12 protein-coding genes are annotated in these 21,170 nt (G+C 40.5%); 5 read left to right on the forward strand and 7 right to left on the reverse strand.

Annotation, left to right across the window (positions count from 1 at the left end):
• Positions 1 to 23 precede the first annotated feature (23 nt).
• The 3 genes from PQO05_RS00570 to PQO05_RS00580 form a co-directional block, all read right to left on the reverse strand.
• The gene (locus tag PQO05_RS00570) at positions 24 to 584 is read right to left on the reverse strand and encodes a hypothetical protein (protein ID WP_273630685.1); all 561 of its coding nucleotides are present in this window, start codon (positions 582 to 584) and stop codon (positions 24 to 26) included.
• Positions 585 to 586: 2 nt separating this feature from the next.
• Complete coding sequence (gene recQ, locus PQO05_RS00575; RefSeq protein ID WP_273630686.1) at positions 587 to 2,731, reverse strand: DNA helicase RecQ; 2,145 nt, start codon at positions 2,729 to 2,731, stop codon at positions 587 to 589.
• Between the two features lie 142 nt (positions 2,732 to 2,873).
• On the reverse strand, positions 2,874 to 3,404 hold the full coding sequence (locus tag PQO05_RS00580; RefSeq protein WP_273630687.1) for a transposase: 531 nt from the start codon (positions 3,402 to 3,404) through the stop codon (positions 2,874 to 2,876).
• A gap of 238 nt (positions 3,405 to 3,642) precedes the next feature.
• On the opposite strand from PQO05_RS00580, the gene PQO05_RS00585 reads away from it, so the two are divergent.
• A complete protein-coding gene (locus tag PQO05_RS00585; protein WP_273630688.1) occupies positions 3,643 to 6,144 on the forward strand; it encodes a M14 metallopeptidase family protein in 2,502 nt (833 codons plus the stop codon).
• Between the two features lie 138 nt (positions 6,145 to 6,282).
• Here PQO05_RS00585 and PQO05_RS00590 read toward each other — a convergent pair whose 3' ends face one another.
• The 4 genes from PQO05_RS00590 to PQO05_RS00605 all read right to left on the reverse strand — a co-directional run bounded on the left by PQO05_RS00590 (position 6,283) and on the right by PQO05_RS00605 (position 11,246).
• On the reverse strand, positions 6,283 to 8,757 hold the full coding sequence (locus PQO05_RS00590) for a TonB-dependent receptor domain-containing protein (protein ID WP_273630690.1): 2,475 nt from the start codon (positions 8,755 to 8,757) through the stop codon (positions 6,283 to 6,285).
• A 317-nt stretch (positions 8,758 to 9,074) separates the two neighbouring features.
• Positions 9,075 to 9,260: a hypothetical protein gene (locus PQO05_RS00595; RefSeq protein ID WP_273630691.1), complete on the reverse strand. Its 186-nt coding sequence runs from the start codon at positions 9,258 to 9,260 to the stop codon at positions 9,075 to 9,077.
• Positions 9,244 to 10,884 (reverse strand): PspC domain-containing protein, encoded by a 1,641-nt coding sequence (locus PQO05_RS00600; RefSeq protein WP_273630692.1) that lies wholly within the window; start codon positions 10,882 to 10,884, stop codon positions 9,244 to 9,246. The genes PQO05_RS00595 and PQO05_RS00600 overlap by 17 nt, the downstream gene beginning before the upstream one ends.
• Positions 10,885 to 10,907: 23 nt before the next feature.
• Positions 10,908 to 11,246, reverse strand: a complete 339-nt coding sequence (locus PQO05_RS00605) for a PadR family transcriptional regulator (protein ID WP_273630693.1) — start codon at positions 11,244 to 11,246, stop codon at positions 10,908 to 10,910.
• A gap of 176 nt (positions 11,247 to 11,422) precedes the next feature.
• Here PQO05_RS00605 and PQO05_RS00610 point away from each other — a divergent pair, with 176 nt between their 5' ends.
• The 4 genes from PQO05_RS00610 to PQO05_RS00625 all read left to right on the forward strand — a co-directional run bounded on the left by PQO05_RS00610 (position 11,423) and on the right by PQO05_RS00625 (position 21,130).
• Positions 11,423 to 14,716: a SusC/RagA family TonB-linked outer membrane protein gene (locus tag PQO05_RS00610; protein WP_273630694.1), complete on the forward strand. Its 3,294-nt coding sequence runs from the start codon at positions 11,423 to 11,425 to the stop codon at positions 14,714 to 14,716.
• Between the two features lie 14 nt (positions 14,717 to 14,730).
• A complete protein-coding gene (locus PQO05_RS00615; RefSeq protein WP_273630695.1) occupies positions 14,731 to 16,101 on the forward strand; it encodes a SusD/RagB family nutrient-binding outer membrane lipoprotein in 1,371 nt (456 codons plus the stop codon).
• Between the two features lie 459 nt (positions 16,102 to 16,560).
• The gene (locus PQO05_RS00620; protein WP_273630696.1) at positions 16,561 to 19,653 is read left to right on the forward strand and encodes a SusC/RagA family TonB-linked outer membrane protein; all 3,093 of its coding nucleotides are present in this window, start codon (positions 16,561 to 16,563) and stop codon (positions 19,651 to 19,653) included.
• 19 nt (positions 19,654 to 19,672) lie between these two features.
• The gene (locus PQO05_RS00625) at positions 19,673 to 21,130 is read left to right on the forward strand and encodes a RagB/SusD family nutrient uptake outer membrane protein (RefSeq protein WP_273630697.1); all 1,458 of its coding nucleotides are present in this window, start codon (positions 19,673 to 19,675) and stop codon (positions 21,128 to 21,130) included.
• The last annotated feature ends 40 nt before the right edge of the window (positions 21,131 to 21,170 follow it).

Consider the following 21,170-nt stretch of genomic DNA (forward strand, 5'->3'; position numbering starts at 1 on the left):
TTTGAAAACATCCCGAAAAAAGGTTAACCGAGTTGTTGGCCTTCAGCATTTAAACGGTATTGGTAGTCCTGCCAATCGGTGAGTATAATTTCATTTCCGACTATTTTAAAGGGTACTGTTTTATTATTTGGTGTTACAAATATATCGCGACCACTAAACTGCCATTTGATGATACCATCAGTTGTGACTCTCGAAATCACCAATTCTCCATGTACAATCAAATCATCCCCAAATTCATAAATACAAAAGCAAGTAGCCCAATCCAAATTGTTTTTCCAGATCAAATCTAGTGATGGGATTTGCAGGGCGTAAACATGGTCTGTACAGCAAATAAATATTACCCCGTTTTTAATTAAATAGGAATTTTCAAATATCCCTGTTGCGCCGCCCGATGCGCAAATGATTACACTCGAGGTTTCAACTCCATTTTCCTTAACCCTGATGCCATGTTTGGCCGATGGCTGATAAACATCAGCCGGATCGTGAAGGATATGTTGATAATGGTTGAGATTGTCTTTTGAGTTTAAGACATAGTTCTCATCATTAATAACTTCTATTTCGTATTGTGGGTGATGGAAGATCATTGTTATGCTTCTTTTTTCATCCAGCTTACTACCGCTTTGATCTCGGTATAACTGTAATCATCGCCCAAAATCTCTTTTAATGGTGCTAATCTATCAGCACCGTAACTTTCAACCGCATCCTGTATAGCAGGTATTTTTTGCTGATCAACTAATTCCGTTACTTCCATTTCGCCGGATTGGATGAAAGAACATAAGTGATTCTCAATAGTAGTTGTAGCCAGGTTACGCATGCCTGCAATTTCAGAAATACTGATACCTGCTTTGTACAACTCGAAACTTTCGCGCTGGGTATTTCCTGCTGATGCACGGCTTGTTTTAGTCTTAGTTGCCTTAGCCCGTTTGCTGCTTATTTTAGAAGCCAGGCCATGTTGCGTACAATAAGCATTAATTATACGTAAAAAAGCTTCGCCATAACGGTTTAGTTTTACTTCGCCAAAACCGGAGATCCGGCCTAATTCGTCCAAACTTTGCGGCAGATAGGTTGCCATCTCCTGCAAGGTAGCATCAGACAAAATGATGTAAGCGGGTACATTCTCATTCATGGCCAAATTGAAGCGGATGGTTTTCAATTCATGCAATAGGTCAGCTTCATAAACGGTAGGTTCTGTTGCTTTGGCTTCCTCTTCCATCGCTTCCGAGATCGAAAACTCCACTTGTTGCTGTCCTTTTAAAACAGCCTCGCTTGTTGAGGTTAATTTTAATACCGGGTACTGATCGTCAGTAACCTGTAAATAGCCTTGTATTACAAGCTGTCCGATATAGCGTTGCCATTCGGCTTTGCTAAGATCATTACCAATACCATAAGTTTTTAACTGTTTATGTTCTTCACGGATCTTTTCGCTTCGCGATCCACGCAGCAGATCAATCACATAATTAGTACCAAAGCGCTGGTTTAAACGATATACTGCCGATAGCGCTTTTTGTGCGATAACTGTTCCATCAAATTTTTTATACTCGGTTAAGCAAACATCACACGAGCCGCAATGATCGGGGAATTGCTCGTTAAAATAATGCATCAAATACTGACGGCGGCAGGTTTGCAGCTGGCAGTATTTTACCATATCATCAAGCTTTTTCAGCATAATACGGCTTTGGTCTTCGTTACCCTCTACCCTGGCGAAACGCTGTAATTTAAAGGCATCACCTGCCGAGAAAAACAATAATGCTTCCGATGGCAAACCATCCCGCCCAGCGCGGCCTGTTTCCTGGTAATAACCTTCTATATTTTTAGGCAGATCGTAATGCACCACGTAGCGCACGTTAGATTTATTGATACCCATCCCGAAGGCAATGGTGGCTACTATGATTTTTACTTCATCTCGCAAAAACTGGTCCTGATTTAAAGCTTTGGTTTCATTGTCCAACCCAGCGTGGTAGGCTTTGGCGGCATAACCTTGCTTTTGCAGGTCGGCGGCCAGATGTTCGGTATTCTGCCGGCTCAGGCAGTAAATTATGCCCGAATCTTCCTGGTGCTCATCCAAAAAGCCCAGCAACTGGTTGTAGCTGTCTTTCTTGGGAGCTACTGTATAGCTGATGTTAGGACGGTTAAATGAGGATACAAATTCTTTAGGCTGATGTAAGGCCAGTTTTTCGCGAATATCTTTCCTTGTCAAATCATCCGCCGTAGCAGTTAAAGCGATAACCGGAGTTTTGGGAAACTCGGTTTTGAAGCTCGAAAGCATCAAATACTCTGGGCGGAAATCGTGACCCCAGTGCGAGATACAATGCGCCTCATCAATAGCAATGAGGCTTACATTTAAAGTTTTTAAAAAAGTAACCAACCGGCTCTCTGAGCCGAACAAACGCTCGGGAGCCAGGTAAAGCAATTTGATCTCGCCCGATTTTAACCTGCTTACAATGCTTTGCTGCTCATTTGGATTTTGGCTCGAGTTTAAGAAAGCTGCCGGGATGCCGTTGATGTTCAAGGCATCAACCTGGTCTTTCATCAGGGCAATTAACGGCGAGATAACTACCGTTAATCCACTAAGTAATACAGCGGGTAGCTGGTAACATAATGACTTACCGCCTCCTGTAGGCATTAGCACCAAAGCATCGCCAACTGTTAATACCTGCTGAACAATGGCTTCCTGCTGATGGCGGAACTCTGTGTAACCAAAATATTTATGTAAGGCTTGTAGGGGCGTCATTATTGTAAAGTTAGTGATTCCTGCTAATTATTGTTGGTGACAACACCAACAATGGCGCTGACCTTGCTTCTTCTCACATTATTTTTTTTCTGCCGTTGTTGGTGTTGTCACCAACAACTTTTGCTTTGTTACGCAAATAATGCTAATCTCCATCATAATGTGTTATCAAACCAAAATCATCTATTCCGGTTTCATAAAACCTTGCCGATGAATATTTATAATCTTCAGGATAAGTACAAAGCTCCCATTTTTGTTGAAGCGGATTATCGTGTATGTAATTTAACTTTTGCATAAAAACATCAGGACTCCAAAGATCAATGCTTAACGAGTTTCTTTCCCAAAACTGATATTGTCTGTCTTTTGCATTCACCTTGTATAAATCAAGTGAGTGATTCTGGGTATCTAATAATCGGAATTTAAATTGCTGTGCTGTAAATTTTAGAAAACGCAATTTTATATTTTCAGCTTTAAAACCATCTTGTATTTGCCAGATGAGGTGTATATGATTGGGCATAATAACGAAAGCGTAGACCTTGATGCTGCCTTCGGTTTTGAGATATAACAGGCTTTTGATGATAATATCTTTTAAAGCATCGTCTTTTAATAATGGTTTCCACTCTAATATAGTTGCAGTAAAGAATTGTGGATGGTAATCAAAATTGATAAGGGCCATTGTGATAGATAGGTTGTTGTTGATAAAATTGGTTATTGTTGGTGACAACACCAACAATGGCGTTGGATTTTCTTGACGTTGTACCGGGCCATTTTTTTGCCGTTGTTGGTGTTGTCACCAACAACCATTTGCTAAGCCACATCTTTTAATGCTAAATCGATCAAAATCAGTGCAATTCCCAATTATTAAATCCAAAATCGCCAACATTTTAAATTCTTTATTAGCTTTAGCTAACATTATGCATAAAAAACTATACCCCCTTGTATTATTGTTGAGTTTAAGCTTTGCGGCGCTTGCTCAACAGATTAAATCACCGGCCGAATTTTTAGGTTATAATCTGGGCGATCAATTCACTAACCATTATCGCATAGCCGAGTACTTTCGATACATCGCGCAAGCATCTAAAAATATTAAGCTGGTTGAATATGGTAAAACCAATGAAGGCAGGCCTTTGCTGTTAGCATTCATCGCATCCGATGAGAACATTGGAAAACTGGACGAGATCCGTCAGAATAATATGAAACTGGCTGGCATTGCACCCGGTGGAGGCTCAACAGCCGGGCCGGTTGTGGTTTGGTTAAGTTATAATGTGCATGGTAACGAACCAGCATCGAGCGAGGCTGCTATGCAAACTTTGTACGATCTGGTTAATCCGGCCAATACGCAAACCCAGCAATGGCTTAAAAACACGGTTGTAATTATCGATCCCTGTTTAAACCCCGATGGTCGCGACCGTTATGTAAACTTCTATAACTCGGTACGCGGCGCTACGCCCGACGCTTATAATCAGGCCCGCGAGCACATGGAACCGTGGCCAGGCGGCCGGGTAAATCATTACTATTTTGATTTGAACCGCGACTGGGCATGGCAAACACAAAAAGAAGTTCAGGCCCGTTTGGTATACTTTAACCAATGGCTGCCGCAGGTACATGTTGATTATCATGAGCAGGGATATAACAGTCCTTATTATTTTGCACCTGCTGCCGAGCCTTTCCATAAAGATATTACACCATGGCAGCGCGAGTTTCAGACCACTATTGGTAAAAACAACGCTAAGTATTTCGATCAGCATGGCTGGACTTATTTTACCAAAGAAGAGTTTGATTTGCTTTACCCATCTTACGGTGATACTTATCCTATCTACAATGGCTCCATTGGTATGACTTTCGAGCAGGGCGGTATCAGCGCAGGCCTTGCTGTAGTAACCCGTGGTGGCGATACACTGACATTGGCAGATCGTATAGAGCATCATCATACCACAGGGTTGAGCACTATCGAAATGTCATCAACTTATGCATCTAAATTGCTGACTGAGTATAAGAAGTTTTTCGATAATAACCGCACCAATCCACCGGGCGAATACAAAACATATATTGTTAAAAATGAGAACCCGGATAAGTTGGCGCTGTTGGCTCAATTGCTTGATAAAAACGGCATTCAATATGGTTACGGCGCCGGTAAAGCAAACCTTAGCGGGTTCAATTATTTTAATGGTAAAGAAGAAGCGTTTACTGCCGGTGATAAAGATTTGGTGATTAATGCCTACCAACCTAAAGCCGTGTTGCTGAATGTACTATTCGAACCGAAGACTTTTATCCCGGATTCAAACACGTATGATATTACAGCATGGTCGTTGCCTTATGCTTATGGTTTAAAAACTTATGGTGTAAAAGAGTCTGTAAAACCGACAAGTATTACGTTGTCAACAAAAGCTGTTGATAATGCCGTAGCCGGTCGCCCTTACGCTTTTGTGGCGGCCTGGCAATCATCCAAAGATGTTCGCTTTTTGGCTGCGCTGATGAAACAACATATTAAAGTGCATTATGCCGAACTGCCTTTCGAAGCTGGTGGTAAAAAGTACGCTGCGGGATCACTTATTATAACCAGGTCGGGAAATAACACGCCTGATTTTGAACAGAAGATAACGCAAATTGCCACACAAAATGGTACACAATTAACCACGCTTACTTCGGGTTTTGTGGATAAGGGGGCAGATATAGGTTCGGGCTTTGTGCATGTGCTTCGCCAGCCTAAAGTAATGCTGCTTGCGGGTGATCAGGTAAATTCTGAGCAAATGGGCGAAATGTGGCATTATTTCGAACAGCAAATTAACTACCCGGTTACATTAGTGCGTTTGCAGGATCTTAATCGTATTAAGTTGAGCGATTTTGATGTTGCTATTTTTCCTGATGGTAACTACGGCGATTTGCCTGTTGATAAATTGCAGAGCTGGATCCGCGATGGCGGTAAACTGATAGCTGTTGAAGATGCCGTTGGCGCACTTTCGGGCAAAGGCAACTTTGCTATTAAACGTAAGGATGAGAAGAAAGACGATAAAGCAGATGCCAAAAGCAAAGGCACTATCGCTACTTATGAAGAGCGGAACCGTGAATCTATCAAATCACAGGTTCCGGGTGCTATTTATAAAATCAATTTAGATAATACGCATCCGCTTGGGTTTGGCTTTCCTAAATATTACTACACGCTTAAATTGAGCGATGAAGTTTACGATTACCTGGGCGAAGGCGACTGGAACGTGGGCACCATTAAAAAAGATGGCTATGTATCGGGTTTTGTTGGCCAAAAAGCTAAGGCTAAGCTGGTTGATGGCTTATTAATCGGTGTACAAAATATGGGCCGCGGCTCGGTTATATATTTTGTTGACGACCCCATGTTCCGCAGTTTCTGGGAAAACGGAAAACTGTTGTTCGGTAATGCTGTGTTTATGGTAGGACAATAGTAGACAAAGGACGAAAGACTTTAGGAGAAAAGACCTAAAGATAAAAGAGAAAGGACGGAAGATGATAAATCTTTCGTCCTTTCTCTTTTATCTTTCTTCCGTCCTTTCTCTATTGTCCTTTCGTCTTTCCTCCAAAAATTACTGGTTTTTCACGCGGTTCTTTTCGTCATCGGCGCCGGTTTGGTGGTCGCGGGCTTTAATTTTACTGTTACCGAAGTTGTAGGTAAATGTTAAGCGACCAACGCGGGTTTCATTTTTCTGGTGGATATCGATAATGTTATCGTTAGAGTGTGCTATAACATTGTTTTTACGTGTGTTGAAAATATCGCTCACAGATAATTTAATGTTGGCTTTTTTGTTCCATAAAGACTGGCTCAGGCCACCGTCAAAGTTATACTGCGCTTTAACTGTATAGTAACCGTACTGCAATTCTGATTGATAATTAGTCATGAACTCAGCTTTAAAGGTTTTGGTTATTTTAAAGGTACTGGTGGTTTTTATTTGATAAGCTGCTTTTCCACTATTTAAATAACCATTATTTACTACCCCTGGTTGGCTGTTGCCCGATTTAAAGCCCAGGTAAAAGCCGGTGAAGTTGGCGTTACCGGTCCACCATTTGGTAAAGGTGTATGGTACGTTAATGTTTAAGTTGTATGAATCCTGAGATTGTAAGTTGAGGGTAGTTTGATAAGTTGCTTTCTTAACAGTATCGGTGATAATTACCTCTGTAATAACATCGCTGGTATGGCTATAACCAAGTGTTACGTTGATGTTATGGTTATAGGTATAGTTAATTTCGAAAGCGTTGGTGTACTGTGGTTTCAAAAACGGGTTACCCTGCATATAGGTGTATTGATCGAGGTAGTAAACAAAGGGGTTTAAATCCTCATAGCTTGGGCGATCTATACGGCGGCTATAGTTAAAACCAATCTCGTTTTTATCATTAATGGTTTGGTTAATAAACGCACTTGGGAAAAAGTTAAGATAGTTGCGATCAACCACCTGGTGGCTGTTAACCAGGTTGCCGTTTGATGAGGTGTTCTCTGCCCTTACGCCAAATTGTATAGATGTTTTCTTAAAGCTTTTGTTAAAGTTAACATAACCGGCACCTATCTTTTCGCTATAAATAAAGTGGTTGGTGCGGGTAGTGTCATTGATATAGCCAGTAGGGGTGTTAATCTGTGCTTCCAGATCATTGTCGGTTTTTACATCGCTGTATTTACCACCGAACTCCAATTTAGTAGTTTTATTAAACGGCAGGGTGTAATCTGCCTTAGCTGTGTGGATATCGATAGTTGATGGTGTTTGGTTACGCAGCATTTGCGGCGGTGCCATGGTGCTGCCATTCAGGTTATAAAAGTAAGTATCGTACTGTGCGTTTGAGTTATTGTTGAATTTAGAATAATCCAAGTCCACACTTAAAGCCTGGCCGTTTGAATCGATCTCCAGTTTATCATTGATATTAAGGGCGAAGTTTTTATACGTTTGGCTAATAGTAGTTAGCGTATTTTGATAAGATGAAAATACATTTGGCTGGCTGCCTATGTAAGTAGTGTTGTTATTATTACTACCGTCTGGGTTATAATAGCCGCTGGCAACAAAGCCCAGGGTGTTTTTTGAAGTCATGGCGAAATCTGCACCCACGCGGTAGTTGTTATAGTGGTTATCATCCAGCATTTTGGTTTGCTGGCTAAAATAAGTGGTGCTATCTGCACCGGGTACATTACGGTCTATATGGATATTGTTTTCGCGTTTGGTATCGCCACGGCTTAAGGTTCCGAAGAAACTGAATTTGCCTTCTTTATGATTTAGCGTTAAGCTGGTATTATCACGAAAATATTTACCCAAAGCTGCTGTAGCGGTTAAATTACCGTTGGTGCCGCTTTCACGGTTCTTTTTCAATTTAATGTTGATAATACCTGAGTTACCTGCCGCATCATATTTAGCAGATGGGTTACTGATGATCTCTAACGACTGGATAGTATTACCATCTGTAGAGCGTAAAAGTGTAGCCAGTTGTGCCGATGAAAGGTACGTAAGCTTATCATTGATCATTACGGTAACGCCTTGTTTGCCGTTAAGGCTAATGTTATCGTCTTTATCAACGCTTACACCTGGTGCTTTCTCTAATATTTCCATGGCCGAGTTACCTGCGGCTAAAACGCTATTCTCTACGTTTACCACGGTGCGGTCGCTGCGGCGTTCAATTAGTGGTTTAGTGCCAACAACATTAACTGTGTTAAGGTTATGGGTAGATGGCTGCATTTTTATGGCAGGCACATTAACGGTAGTTGAACTGGCGGTAACGCTTACAGGTGCACTTATGCCCGGTGCATAACCTACCATTGTGGCTTTAACAACATAGTTACCCGGTCTGATCCCGGTAAAGCTGTAAGTACCGTTTTCATTTGATAGTGCACCTTTTACTACTATAGAATCTTTAGCCTTTAGTAGGCTAACGGTAGCATAATCGGCGGCTTTGCCCTGCTCATTTACTAAAGAGCCGGTTACCTTGGCCACACCAACGGCAGGCGCAGCGCTTTGCGCATAGGCAGCGGTATAGCCGCTTACCAGGGCGATAAAACATATAGTGCGATAGATAAGTGATTTCATGACGAGTGTGATTGATGTAAAAGTTTGGGCAATAGTTATCCCATTAAAGCTTTTTAGTTCTTTTTAAAATGATTAATTAAAGTTTGATGATGCCTTGGTTTATTTCAAATATGCAGGCTTATCGTGCTTCTTTATTTTTCATAACGGTATGGCTGATGTATAAAATTGGGGGCAATAGTTATCCTGTTAAAGCTTTTTAGTTCTTTTTAAAATGTTAATTAAAATCCTGAAATAGCCTTGGTTACTATGAAATAGTTTCCGGCTTATTGTGTTATATTGGTTAGATGTAACTAAAGGCAGAAAGGTTACAGAGAAATTTAACTTTTTATCACAGGGATAAAAAAGCGGAGCATATCCTTATAGATAGAATAACCTGCGGGCGCAGCATTATACTTTATATGAAGGCATTTGCCCCCACAGGTTTGGCGGATGCCAAAAGCAACAGAAAAAATAATAAGCCCGGTAACCAGTACCGGGCTTAAATATTTAAAACTTCTTCGCATTGGTGTTAACCTTAATGGTATCGGTTACTAAAGTATCAACTTTACATTGCAGGCCATTGTCGGTCATAATAAACCGGGCGTTTGTGGCTTCGCGTTGTTTATTATCATCTGCGCATCTGTAAATATTAACATGCATGTAAGGATCTAAATTTTTATCTACTACCAAATTGGTGTTCAATGGCACCTTTAAGGTAAGCTCAATTTCTTCGCCATGCCATGCCTCGGCATTGAGGCGGTGCAGTTTATAATCAAACGTTAGTACTGAATCTTTCTGGATAAAATTATAACGGGTGTTACGTGCATTGAACAATGCTTTCTCGTAATCCGGCCCTTTAGAGCGGTAGCGCTCAATTAAAACAGGCTTGGTAACGTCATCACTTTTTTCAACATAAATGCTTACGTTTCTTGGCTCCTGCTCATCGCTGTCTTCGTCGTCATTAGTTACTACCAGGCCATGAAATTTAGATTGAATATCTAATCGCGCACTATCCTCGGCAGTAAAGAAACGGGTGTTATCTAATTTAAGATAATAAGTGTTAGGGGCTGTTGATGGCTTAATACTAATGGTTTCATCAAAAGTGGCAGATGATTTGAAGCCTGAAGCAACCTTGGTAGCAAAAAACACAAAGATGCTGATAGCGCAGATCCATACCACAAGCAAGGTTGATGCGGTAGAACGATTAATGCTGCGGGTATTGAAAACCAGTTTCGCTAAAACAAGTATTAGTGTAAGTAAAGGTACAAGGGCAGCAGCAAAGGCTGATAAATAAAGCCATATTTCGTAACGGTTGCCTATAATATTAAAGGGAAACATTAAGTGCAGGTCTTTATTAAAGCCAACAACCATAACAAGCATTACAATAAGTGCTATGGCCATTGAAAAAAACGACAGCATAAAAGCGAAGCCAATAAGCTTTAATATTAATTTGGAAGCCTGGGCCACAAAAGAGCCTGTGAAAGTGAAAAACTCACGGATAAAATCGCGGAAGCGATAAATGAAAGGTTGTGCTTCCAGGTGCGCATCCTGAAGCCTGCCTTTAACATGGTGCATTTCGGCTTCGAAGTTTTTCTTAAAGCCTTGCAGGTCCAGCTTCTCGCCTTTCATGGCCATACGATCTGCACGGGTAACCGCTTTAGGCAATACGATCCATAAAACTACATATAAGAACAGGCCGGTACCTGCAAACAGAGTTGATATAGCAAAGGCCAGTCTGATCCATACAGGTTGTGTATCAAAATAGTTGGCAATGCCAGAGCATACGCCGGCCACCAGATGATCATCCGGGTCGCGAAACAAGCGGCGTTTTTCAGGACCGGTAGCATAAGTATATCCGGTTGAAATATCCCCGTCGGCAGCTGCGCCTTCAAAATCTTCAACAGCCCCCATTTGTTCGATAACGAAATCTACGTCCTGATCAATAATGGCCTGGCGGTTTTCGCGTTGCAGTATTTCTGTAAACAGCTCTGCAATTCGGTTCTCAATATCTGTAGTTATTTCCAGGCTGTCTTCTGAATCGAAGAAATGTCGTTTAACGCCTGTCATGTAGCGCTTCAGTATTTCATAGGCTTGCTCCTCGATGTGAAATACCGTGCCGTTTATGTTTATAATGATTGTTTTGTTCATGATTATGGTATTGTGTATGGTGGTCAGTTATTATTACGTGCATCTATAGATGTTTGTACCGCAAAGGCCAGCTCCTGCCAGGTTTTATCCAGTTGCTCTAAAACCAGCTTGCCCTCTTCAGATAGCAGGTAGTATTTGCGCGGTGGGCCGGATGTAGACTCGACCCAGGTATAGGTAAGCAATCCATTATTTTTCAGGCGGGTAAGCAAGGGGTATAATGTGCCTTCAACCACAAGCAGCTGAGCTTTACGCAGTTCTGCAATAATGTCTGAGGCATATATTTCTCCCTTAGCAATAATTGAGAGTATACAGTACTCCAGTATACCCTTCCGCATTTGGGTTTGTGTGTTCTCGATTATCATAATACAAAGATATATGTTTTGGATTGTATTATGCAATACATAGTACTAAATTAATTTATACCATCATGTCTTATAAGGCATTTTTTTTACCAAATTGATATTATCATTAAATAAAAATTAATTAATTAATTTTTTGCGCCTACTTTTATAACATTAACTGACTTATTTTTTTAAAAATGAAAAAACTTTTACTTTTTTATTTGTGCCTTGTCGCGCTCTGTACTCAGGGCTATGCACAAAACCGTACCATCACGGGTACGGTGACAGCTAAGGAAGACGGCCTGCCGATTCCCGGAGCTACAGTAAAGCTTAAGGGTTCATCCAAAGGAACTCAAACAAGCTCAAGCGGTACATACTCCCTCAGCGTACCAGAAAATGCCGTTTTAGTATTCTCTTTTATCGGCTACAACAACCTAGAAATTCCTGTTAATGAAAAAAGCATTGTAAATGCGGTTTTAGTTAGTGATAATAAACAACTAAGCGAAGTTGTTGTAACCGCGTTAGGTATCCGTAAAGAGAAAAGATCTATCGGTTATGCCGAGCAATCTGTTAACAGCGATGCGTTAATTGCTTCTGGCCAAACAGATGCGTTAAACGCTTTAAATGGTAAAGTTGCAGGTGCATCAATCACATCATCATCTGGTACGCCGGGTGCTGCTGTTTACATCCAGTTGCGTGGCCAAAACTCTATCACCGGTAATAACCAGCCTTTATTTGTAATTGATGGTGTGCCGATTGATAATTCAAACAACCAAACTAACATCAGTACACAATCAAACACAAGCGGTTTTGCCAGCACCACGGCACAATCAACTAACCGTGGTACTGATATTAACCCGGATGACATCGAAAACGTATCTGTGTTGAAAGGCCCTGCTGCTGCGGCTTTGTATGGTAACTTAGCATCTAACGGTGCAATTATCATCACTACCAAAAAAGGTAAAGCAGGTAAAACACAAGTTGATTTTAGCACAGGTGTTTCTGTTAGCTCTGTAAACCGTTTACCTAAACTGCAAAACCAGTGGGTACGTGGTGAGGATGGCCAGTTTGTAAATTCAAACAGCACAGACCGTTACTCATGGGGTTCTAAAGTTGATACCATAGGTTGGGATGGCAATGCTAATTCTTACGATCGCCACGGTAATATCGTGGGCAAATCAAGTGGCCAAATTAAAACTCCGTTCCAGGCTTATGATAACTTAGGTACTTTCTTCAGAAACGCAACTTCGTTTGATAACTCTGTTGCAGTAAGCGGCGGTAATGAAGTTGCTACTTACAGAACTTCGGTAACTAACAGCTACCAAAACTCAATTATCCCAACTGAGTATTTCGAAAGAACAAACGTTTCTTTCTCTGGCCAGTTACAAATGTCTAAAAGGTTAAAGGCATCTACCAGTATCAGCTATACATCGAGCGATGGTAACCAGCCTCAAACAGGTAGTAACCTTTCTGGTATTATGCTGGGTTTAACCCGTACGCCTATTTCGTTTGATAACTCAAACGGATTGAAAGACCCTGCGCACAATCCGCTTTCTTACACACTGCCTTTCCCTGAAACCAACTTAAGTGGTGATGTTGGCAGAAACTACAGAAACAGCGATACTTATGATAACCCTTACTGGACAATTAACAACAACCCTTATACTTCTGTGGTTGGCCGTTTAATTGGTAACGTACAGTTAGATTATAACATTGGTAATGGCTTTAGCGCTTTATACCGTTTAGGATCTGATAGCTACCAGGATAACAGACACCAGTATTATGAAATTGGTTCTGGTGGTAACACCGGTGGTGAAATTATCGACGACCGTTATACTTACAGAAGCTTAAACTCTGATCTGATCTTAGCTTACACCAAGAAATTATCGAGCGATTTCCAATTTGATGGAAAAGTGGGTAATAACTTTTATGGTTACAAAACCAACGAGCTTGGTACTTTCGGTACCGGTTTAATTTCTCCGGGATTCGACAATATTGCTAACGCGAGTACTGTAGCAGCTATTAATAATATAACTACTTACAGAACCGCTTCTGTTTACTATGATTTAAGCGTTGATTATAAATCAATGTTGTACTTAGAAACAACCGGCCGTAATGATTGGGCGTCATCACTACCAAAAGGTAAAAACGCATTCTTTTATCCATCAGTAAACTTAAGCTTTGTGTTTACCGAACTGGGTGATTTAAAAAACAGCCATGTATTAAGCTTTGGTAAAATCAGGGCTTCATTTAGCCAGGTTGGTCAGGCTCCTTCGCCGTTCCAAACTAACTCTGGTTTTGTTACTACTACTTATCTTGATGGTTTTACAACAGGTAACTCATACCCAATTAATGGCCAAAGCAGCTACAGCTTAAACAGTAACCTGCCTAACCCGGATTTGAAACCTGAGAAAACCAGTCAAACAGAAATTGGTACCCAGTTGCAATTCTTTGGTAACAGATTAGGCTTAGATGCAACAGTTTACTACAGTAAAGGATCAAACCTGATCTTTAACCGTGCCATAGCAAGTACATCTGCTTATGCTACAGAAACTGTGAACTCTGCTACTATGCAAAATAAAGGTTTAGAGATACAGCTTAACGGAACACCAATTAAAAGTAAAGACTTTACCTGGAGCAGCTTTGTAAACTTTGCTTTAAACAGAAACAAAGTACTTTCATTAGCTAACGGCCAAAACTCATTATTCCTGGCCGGCTTTGGCGGTGGCGAAACTGAAGTAGCTGCTGTTGTTGGGCAACCACTTGGTGTACTTTACTCTTATGGTAAAACGTATGTAGGCAAGCAAGAAGTAATTAGTGATGCACCAGGTAACGGTGTAGGTTCTTACTACCCGCTTTCAAACACCGGCGTTACTAAAGTAACAGGTAACCCTAATGCTAAATTTAAATTAAGCTTTGGTAACACCTTCAACTACAAAAAACTATCATTATATGGTTTAGTTGACTGGAAATATAAAGGCGACATCTGGAATGGTACAAGAGGTTCATTAGCGGCTATCGGTACTTCAGATGCTACAAACAACCGTTACACTAACACCGTATTTCAAGGTGTATTGGGCCACATAAACGCAGCCGGCCAATTAGTACACTACGCTGCTGATGGTGTTACAGAAGTTGCCGGCCCGGGTGCTGTAAACACACACGCAGTTGAATTAAGCCAGGAATGGTATCAAGGTGATGGTGGTGGTTTCGGTGTTGATGACGAGCAGTTTATTGAAGATGGTTCATACATCAAATTGCGCGAGTTAACCTTAGCTTATGATTTCAAAGATCTGTTGTTCGGTAAAAACAGCACCGTTGTAAGGGGCCTTACTATCGGCGCGTTTGCCAGAAACATCATTATCTGGACACCATATAAAGGTATTGACCCAGAAACAAGCTTAAACGGTGCATCTGGTTACAACGGTATGGATTACTTTAATAACCCAGGTACCAAAACTTTCGGTATTAACGCTAAAGTTAAATTCTAATTATCAGCATTATCATGAAATTTTCTATCAAAAATAATATTACAAGAACTTTAGCACTACTGGCAGTAGTACTAACGGCCGACTCTTGTAAGAAAGGTGTTTTTTACGATGGTATTAACACCAACCAGGCACAATTACAAAACCCAACTCCCAAATTAATGTTACCGGGTATTATTACGGCAACAGGTTACGAGTGGGGCGGCGATGCATCACGTTATACTTCATTATTTATGCAGGAAGTAACCGGTGCGGCTAACCAATCAAAAAGCTATGGCAACTATGTTGTAGGTACGGGCGACGTTGACCAGATGTGGACTAACCTTTATGGTGGCACAGGTGGTATAATGGCTAACGATAATGAGCTGATTAAGCTGGCTGTTGCTAACAAGCAATTGCACTACCAGGCACTCGGCAAAATTTTAATGGCAAATGCTTTAGGGCTTACTACCGATATGTGGGGCGATGTTCCATATTCTAATGCCTTTGGTGGCTTTAATAATGTAATGCCTACTTATGATAAACAACAGGATATTTACACCTCTCTAAATAAATTACTGGATGATGCTATTACTGAAATAGCTACACCGGAAGTATCGGCAAACATTACCCAACCGGGAAGTGATGACGTTATTTACAATGGTGATTTAACTAAATGGACTGCTGTTGCACATGCATTAAAAGCTAAGTTTTATTTACACTTAGGCAAAATTGACGCAGCTAATTACACCAAAGCATTAACCGAAGCCAATGCGGCGATCACAGCAGGCTTTAGCTCTAACTCGGCTAATTTTGCAGTGCCTTTTGTAGGTGCAAGCTCTACATCACAAAGCCCTTGGTTTGAGTTTAACGATCAAAGAGCTGATATCGATTTCTCGGGATATATTTATGATATCATGAACGCTGCAGGCGATCCTCGCGAATCTTCTGCTGCTTATGGCGCTGGTGATGGTTCTTTGGGCGATTTGTATGGCAGCCCGAATTCAACAATTAACCTGCTTACTTATGAGCAATTATTGTTCATCCAGTCTGAAGCTTATTTCCAGACAGGTGATAAAAACAATGCAGCTCTTACCTATAATGCGGCAGTTACAGCCTCTTTGCAAAGAACTGTAGGTAATGCAACATACGCAGCTACTGTAGCTAAAACAGCAGGCAACATTACACTGAATGATATTATGACTCAGAAATACATTGCCAGCTATTTAGATCCTGAAGTTTGGACAGATTACCGCAGAACAGGTTATCCTGCTATAACTCCAAACCCAACAGGTAACGGTGGTGCTATTCCACGTTCATTGTTATATCCAATCAGTGAAGTTATCAATAACAAAAACACACCGGCAAATACTACATTGGCCAGACGTGTTTATTGGGATAAGCAATAACATAACCGAACTGATATAAAAAAGTCCCCGGTGATAATTTTCACCGGGGACTTTTTTTATACCTCAATACACCGGTAACTGCTGATTTTCTCTGCAGGCGCGGGATAAAAAATTTGCCATAATTTTTAAGTCGAATTTTTCTTCATGAAATCTTCATTTAATGATTCACATATGGGAATTCGTACAAAATACCAGTTGGGTTTTTAATCGATTCTGTGCCAAAACCTCATTATTTAGTAATCTGAAACATCATATTTAAAATAGTGTATCGTTTATAGTACAATTTTTGTTTATTTATGTGTACAATGTAATGCAAGGTACTATACAAGACGATTTTTTACTGTCACAAAAGTCATTTTTTTAACATTTTTTACAATATCCATCAGAAAATTTCGAAATATTGATATTCAGACACTATTTTTAGAAATTAACTATTAACTGATCTTATTTATTGAAAGAATGAAAAAACTTTTACTTTTTTATTTGGGCTTTCTTGTGTTTTGTACAACACAAGTTTTTGCGCAAGACCGTACAATAACAGGTACGGTTTCGGGACGAAGTGACGGACTGCCACTTCCTGGAGTGAGTGTAGTTGTAAAAGGTTCTTCTAAAGGAACCCAAACAGATGCGAATGGTAAATTCAGCATACCTGTTTCATCAAGCGCAAGAACTCTCGTTTTCAGATATGTAGGTTACACTACTCAAGAGGTTACTATTCCAGAATCATCAAAACCTTTAGTAATTGGTTTAGATGTTGACTCGAAACAACTGGGCGAGGTTGTAGTAACCGGTTACTCATCTGTTTTAAAGAAAAACACAACTTCATCTGTAGCTAAAATTACAGGTGACGAAGTTGCCAACCTTCCTGTAACCAGTTTCGACCAATCATTAGGTGGTAAAGCTGCCGGTGTACAGGTTAACATTGGTTCTGGTATCGTGGGTGCTCCGGTAAACATCCGTATCCGTGGTGTATCTTCTATTGCATCTGGTAGCAACCCGTTAATTGTTGTTGATGGTGTGCCTATTACACAAGGTGACAATGGCCAGTTATACAACACGGCTAACCCACTTGGTGATTTAAACCCTAATGATATCGAGTCGTTAGAGGTTTTAAAAGATGCATCAGCAACTGCATTATACGGTTCAAGAGGTGCAGCCGGTGTAATTGTAATTACAACCAAACAAGGTAAAGCTGGTGTAAGCAAAGTAACTTTAGATACTTACTTTGGTTTCAACGAGCCATCTAAGAAAATTGATGTTTTAAATGCTGATCAGTATATTTCTGTAATTAACCAGAAATATAAAAACGCTGGCCTGACTAAAACAGGTGCTGCATATTTTGATATTAACGGTGACGGTACCCCTGACCCGGTTAATACAGACTGGCAAAATGAAGTTTACAGTAAAGGTTTAACCATGAACCACCAGATCGCTGTAACAGGTGGTACTCAAAAAACTACTGTTTACGCATCTGCATCTTACTCTGATTACCAAAACTACATTGATGTTAACCGTGCAAGAAGAGGTTCTGTAAGGTTAAACATTACACACCAGGCAAATAACTGGTTAAAAGTAGGTATCAACTCACAGTACTCAAGAAACCTGCAAAATGGTTTAGGTTCTGGTACTGGTGGTGCTTTATCTGGTATCCCTTATGGTCCGTTTATGTACTATCCAGATGTTCCGGTTAGTATTAACGGTAACTACTATTATGGCCAGGGTGGTAATGCTGCAGCGGTAGGTACAATCCCTAACCCGGTAGCTGTATTACACCAAAACTATGATAACTATGACACTAAACGCTTTTTAGGAAGTGGCTTTGCTGAAGTTACCCTTCTTCCTGGTTTAAGAATTAAATCAACCTATGGTGCAGATTATCAAACTGGTTTAGATTACCAATACTGGGGTAATGATATCGGTGATGGTAAAGGCTTAGGTGGTTTAGTTCAGGATGTTTATAACGAAACATTAGTTTGGAACTGGGCTAACACCATTAACTTTAACAAAACTTATGGCGATCATACTATTAACGCGGTTGCCGGTGCTGAGTACAATAAAGTTAATACCCGTTTCTTCTATGCAGCTGGTATAGGTGCATCAGATCCATTCTACAATCAGTTTGTAGGTTCTGCATTCTCTACTAAAGATGCTGACGGTGGTTTAGGTGCAAATGGTTTTGATTCATACTTCGGTAGCGTTAACTATGCATTCAAAAACAAATATTTAGCTACAGCTACTTATCGTGCTGATGCTTATTCTGGTTTTGGTATCAGTCACCGTCGTGGTGGTTTCCCATCAGGTGCGTTAGCATGGAACTTCACCGAAGAGGATTTTGTTAAAAATCAAAATATCGTAAGCAATGGTAAAATCAGAGCCAGCTATGGTTTATCTGGTAACTCAAACATTGGTAACTTCCCGTCTTTGGCTACTTATAGCCCGGTACAATATGCTACACTAGGTGGCTCTTCACTTGGAAACGCAGGTAACACTGACTTAAGATGGGAAAAAACTAAACAATTAGATATCGGTGCCGATTTCACTTTATTTAAAAAACTGAACGTTGTGTTTGATTATTACGATAAGAGAACCAGCGACCTGCTCTTAAATAATCCTGTTCCGGGTACATTAGGTATCCCAGGTAACTCTATTTTCCAGAACATCGGAGCAATGTACAACAGAGGTTTGGAGCTTAGCTTAACTACAGATATTTCTGCTGGTAAAGATTTCCACTGGATCCCAAGCTTTAACATTGCATATAACAAAAACCAAGTTACATCTACTACTGGTACTAATGCTGATATCGTTCCAACTACCAATATTAACATCATCAGACCAGGTTATGCTTTGGGTTCTTACTACCTGATCCGTTGGGCTGGTGTTAACCCGCAAACAGGTTTAGCACAATTCTTAGATGCTAATGGTAATATTAAAATGTACAACCCTGCCGGTGCAAAATGGACTAACCCTACCACCGGTGCTGCTGTAACTGCTATCAGCGCTGCAGATCGTGTTTTAATTAACAAAAGTTACTTCCCTAAATATCAGGGTGGTTTTACCAACACGTTCAGATACAAACAATTTGATTTAAGCGTATTGTTACAATTTGCTGCTGATTTCGATGTATATGATGCTACTATGGCTGGTTTACATGCACAAAGCATGAACAACAGCTCTACAGACATCTTAAACAGCTGGACTACGCCTGGCCAGAATGCACCTAACCAGAAATTATATTATGGTGATGCAGTTTCAGGTCAGCAATCAACCCGTTGGTTAGAGAAAGGTGACTTTATCCGTGGTAAAAACATTAACTTAGGTTATACTTTACCTAAATCAATTGCAAGCAAGCTTACGTTATCTTCTTTAAGAATATATGCGCAAGTGCAAAACGCATTCACAATAACTGGTTATAAAGGAACGAACCCAGAGGCTGGTTTCTATACAGGAAACAGTGGCTATACAAGCCAAACAGGTAATATTGCTGGTGGTATTGATAGCTATACCCCATATCTTGCCCGCACCTGGATTTTAGGTTTAAATGTTGCTTTTTAAGTTTTTTGAATAATAGATCATGAAAAAGAATTTTATATCATATATAGTAGCGGGGATGGCATTAGTGATGTTACAACCCGCCTGTAAGACTACCGATATCCAGCCCGTGGACAGGATCTCGAGCGAGGTAGCTTTTACAACGCACGATAAAATCAATGCTGCGGTAATTGGTGTTTATGATGGCCTACAAAGCCCTGAGTTTTTATCTGGCCGATCATTAATTTATAGCGATGTGTTAGGACAGGATGTTGTTGTTGCGGGTGCAAGCGCATTCTTCTACAGCATATACTCTAATACAATGATTTCTACTGATGGTTATGCAACACCTGAGTGGAACGCAGGTTATGCTGCCGTTGCAAAAGCCAATCGTACCATGGAAGGTATACAAGCTAATTTAGCTGCAGCCGGCAATGATGCAAAAGCATTCATGGCTGAGTGTGAATTTGGCAGAGCGTTGGCTTACTTTACATTAGTAAATCATTTTGCACAGCCGTATAATTTTACAGCTGGCGCAACGCACTTAGGCGTGCCTTTGATCTTAAAATCATCAAGTGCATTTACAAGTGCAGATTTGGTGCCTCGTGCAAGCGTAGGTGATGTTTACAAACAAATTATTGCTGATTTGAAAGATGCAGAAGTTAATCTTCCTGCAGACCAAGGCGATGAGGCTGTTGAGCGTGCAAATAAATATGCAGCATCTGCATTATTAGCACGTGTATATTTATACCAGGGCGATTACGCCAATGCGAAAGCAGAAGCTGATAAAGTAATTAATGCTGGTGTTTATTCATTAAACGCAGATCCAACTGCTTGTTTTGCTTTAGGTAATTACACTACAAGCGAAAGCATCTTCTCGATTGCTAACAGCATAAGTGATAACCCTAACACTAACAATGCATTACCAATGCACTATAATTCACAGTTAAAAGGTGGACGTGCAGATATCGTAGTTTCAAATACTTTCTTAACTCTTCCTGGTTTTGCTACCGATGATAAAAGAAGAGCTTTAATGTATTCTGAAACAAAAGGCGGCAGTACACTTACCTATTGCGGTAAATATACTGACGTATCTGGAAGAGCTGACTGGGCCCCTATTCTTAGATATGCAGAAGTATTGTTAACAGATGCAGAGGCAACTGTTAGAGTTTCTGGTACTGTTGATGCTGGTTCATTAGCCAAATTAAACCAAGTTAGAGATCGTTCAAGAGTATCTGCACCTCAATATACATTAGCAAGCTTTGCTACAGCTAATGATTTTATTAATGCAGTATTATTAGAGAGAAGGATTGAGCTTGCGTTTGAAGGACACCGTATTGGCGATGCCCTGCGTAACAAACAAGGTATTACTGGTAAACAGAATTATCCTGATTTTTCTGCGGCTGCTGATGTACCATACGGTTCAGATAAAGAGATTTTCCCAATACCAAGTACAGATATCAAATTAAATCCAAACCTGGTACAAAACCCTGGTTATTAATTTATAATGATATTAAGGGCCTCTCCAACCGGGAGGCCCT

This window comes from Mucilaginibacter jinjuensis, assembly GCF_028596025.1.
GTDB classification, from domain to species: Bacteria; Bacteroidota; Bacteroidia; order Sphingobacteriales; family Sphingobacteriaceae; genus Mucilaginibacter; species Mucilaginibacter jinjuensis.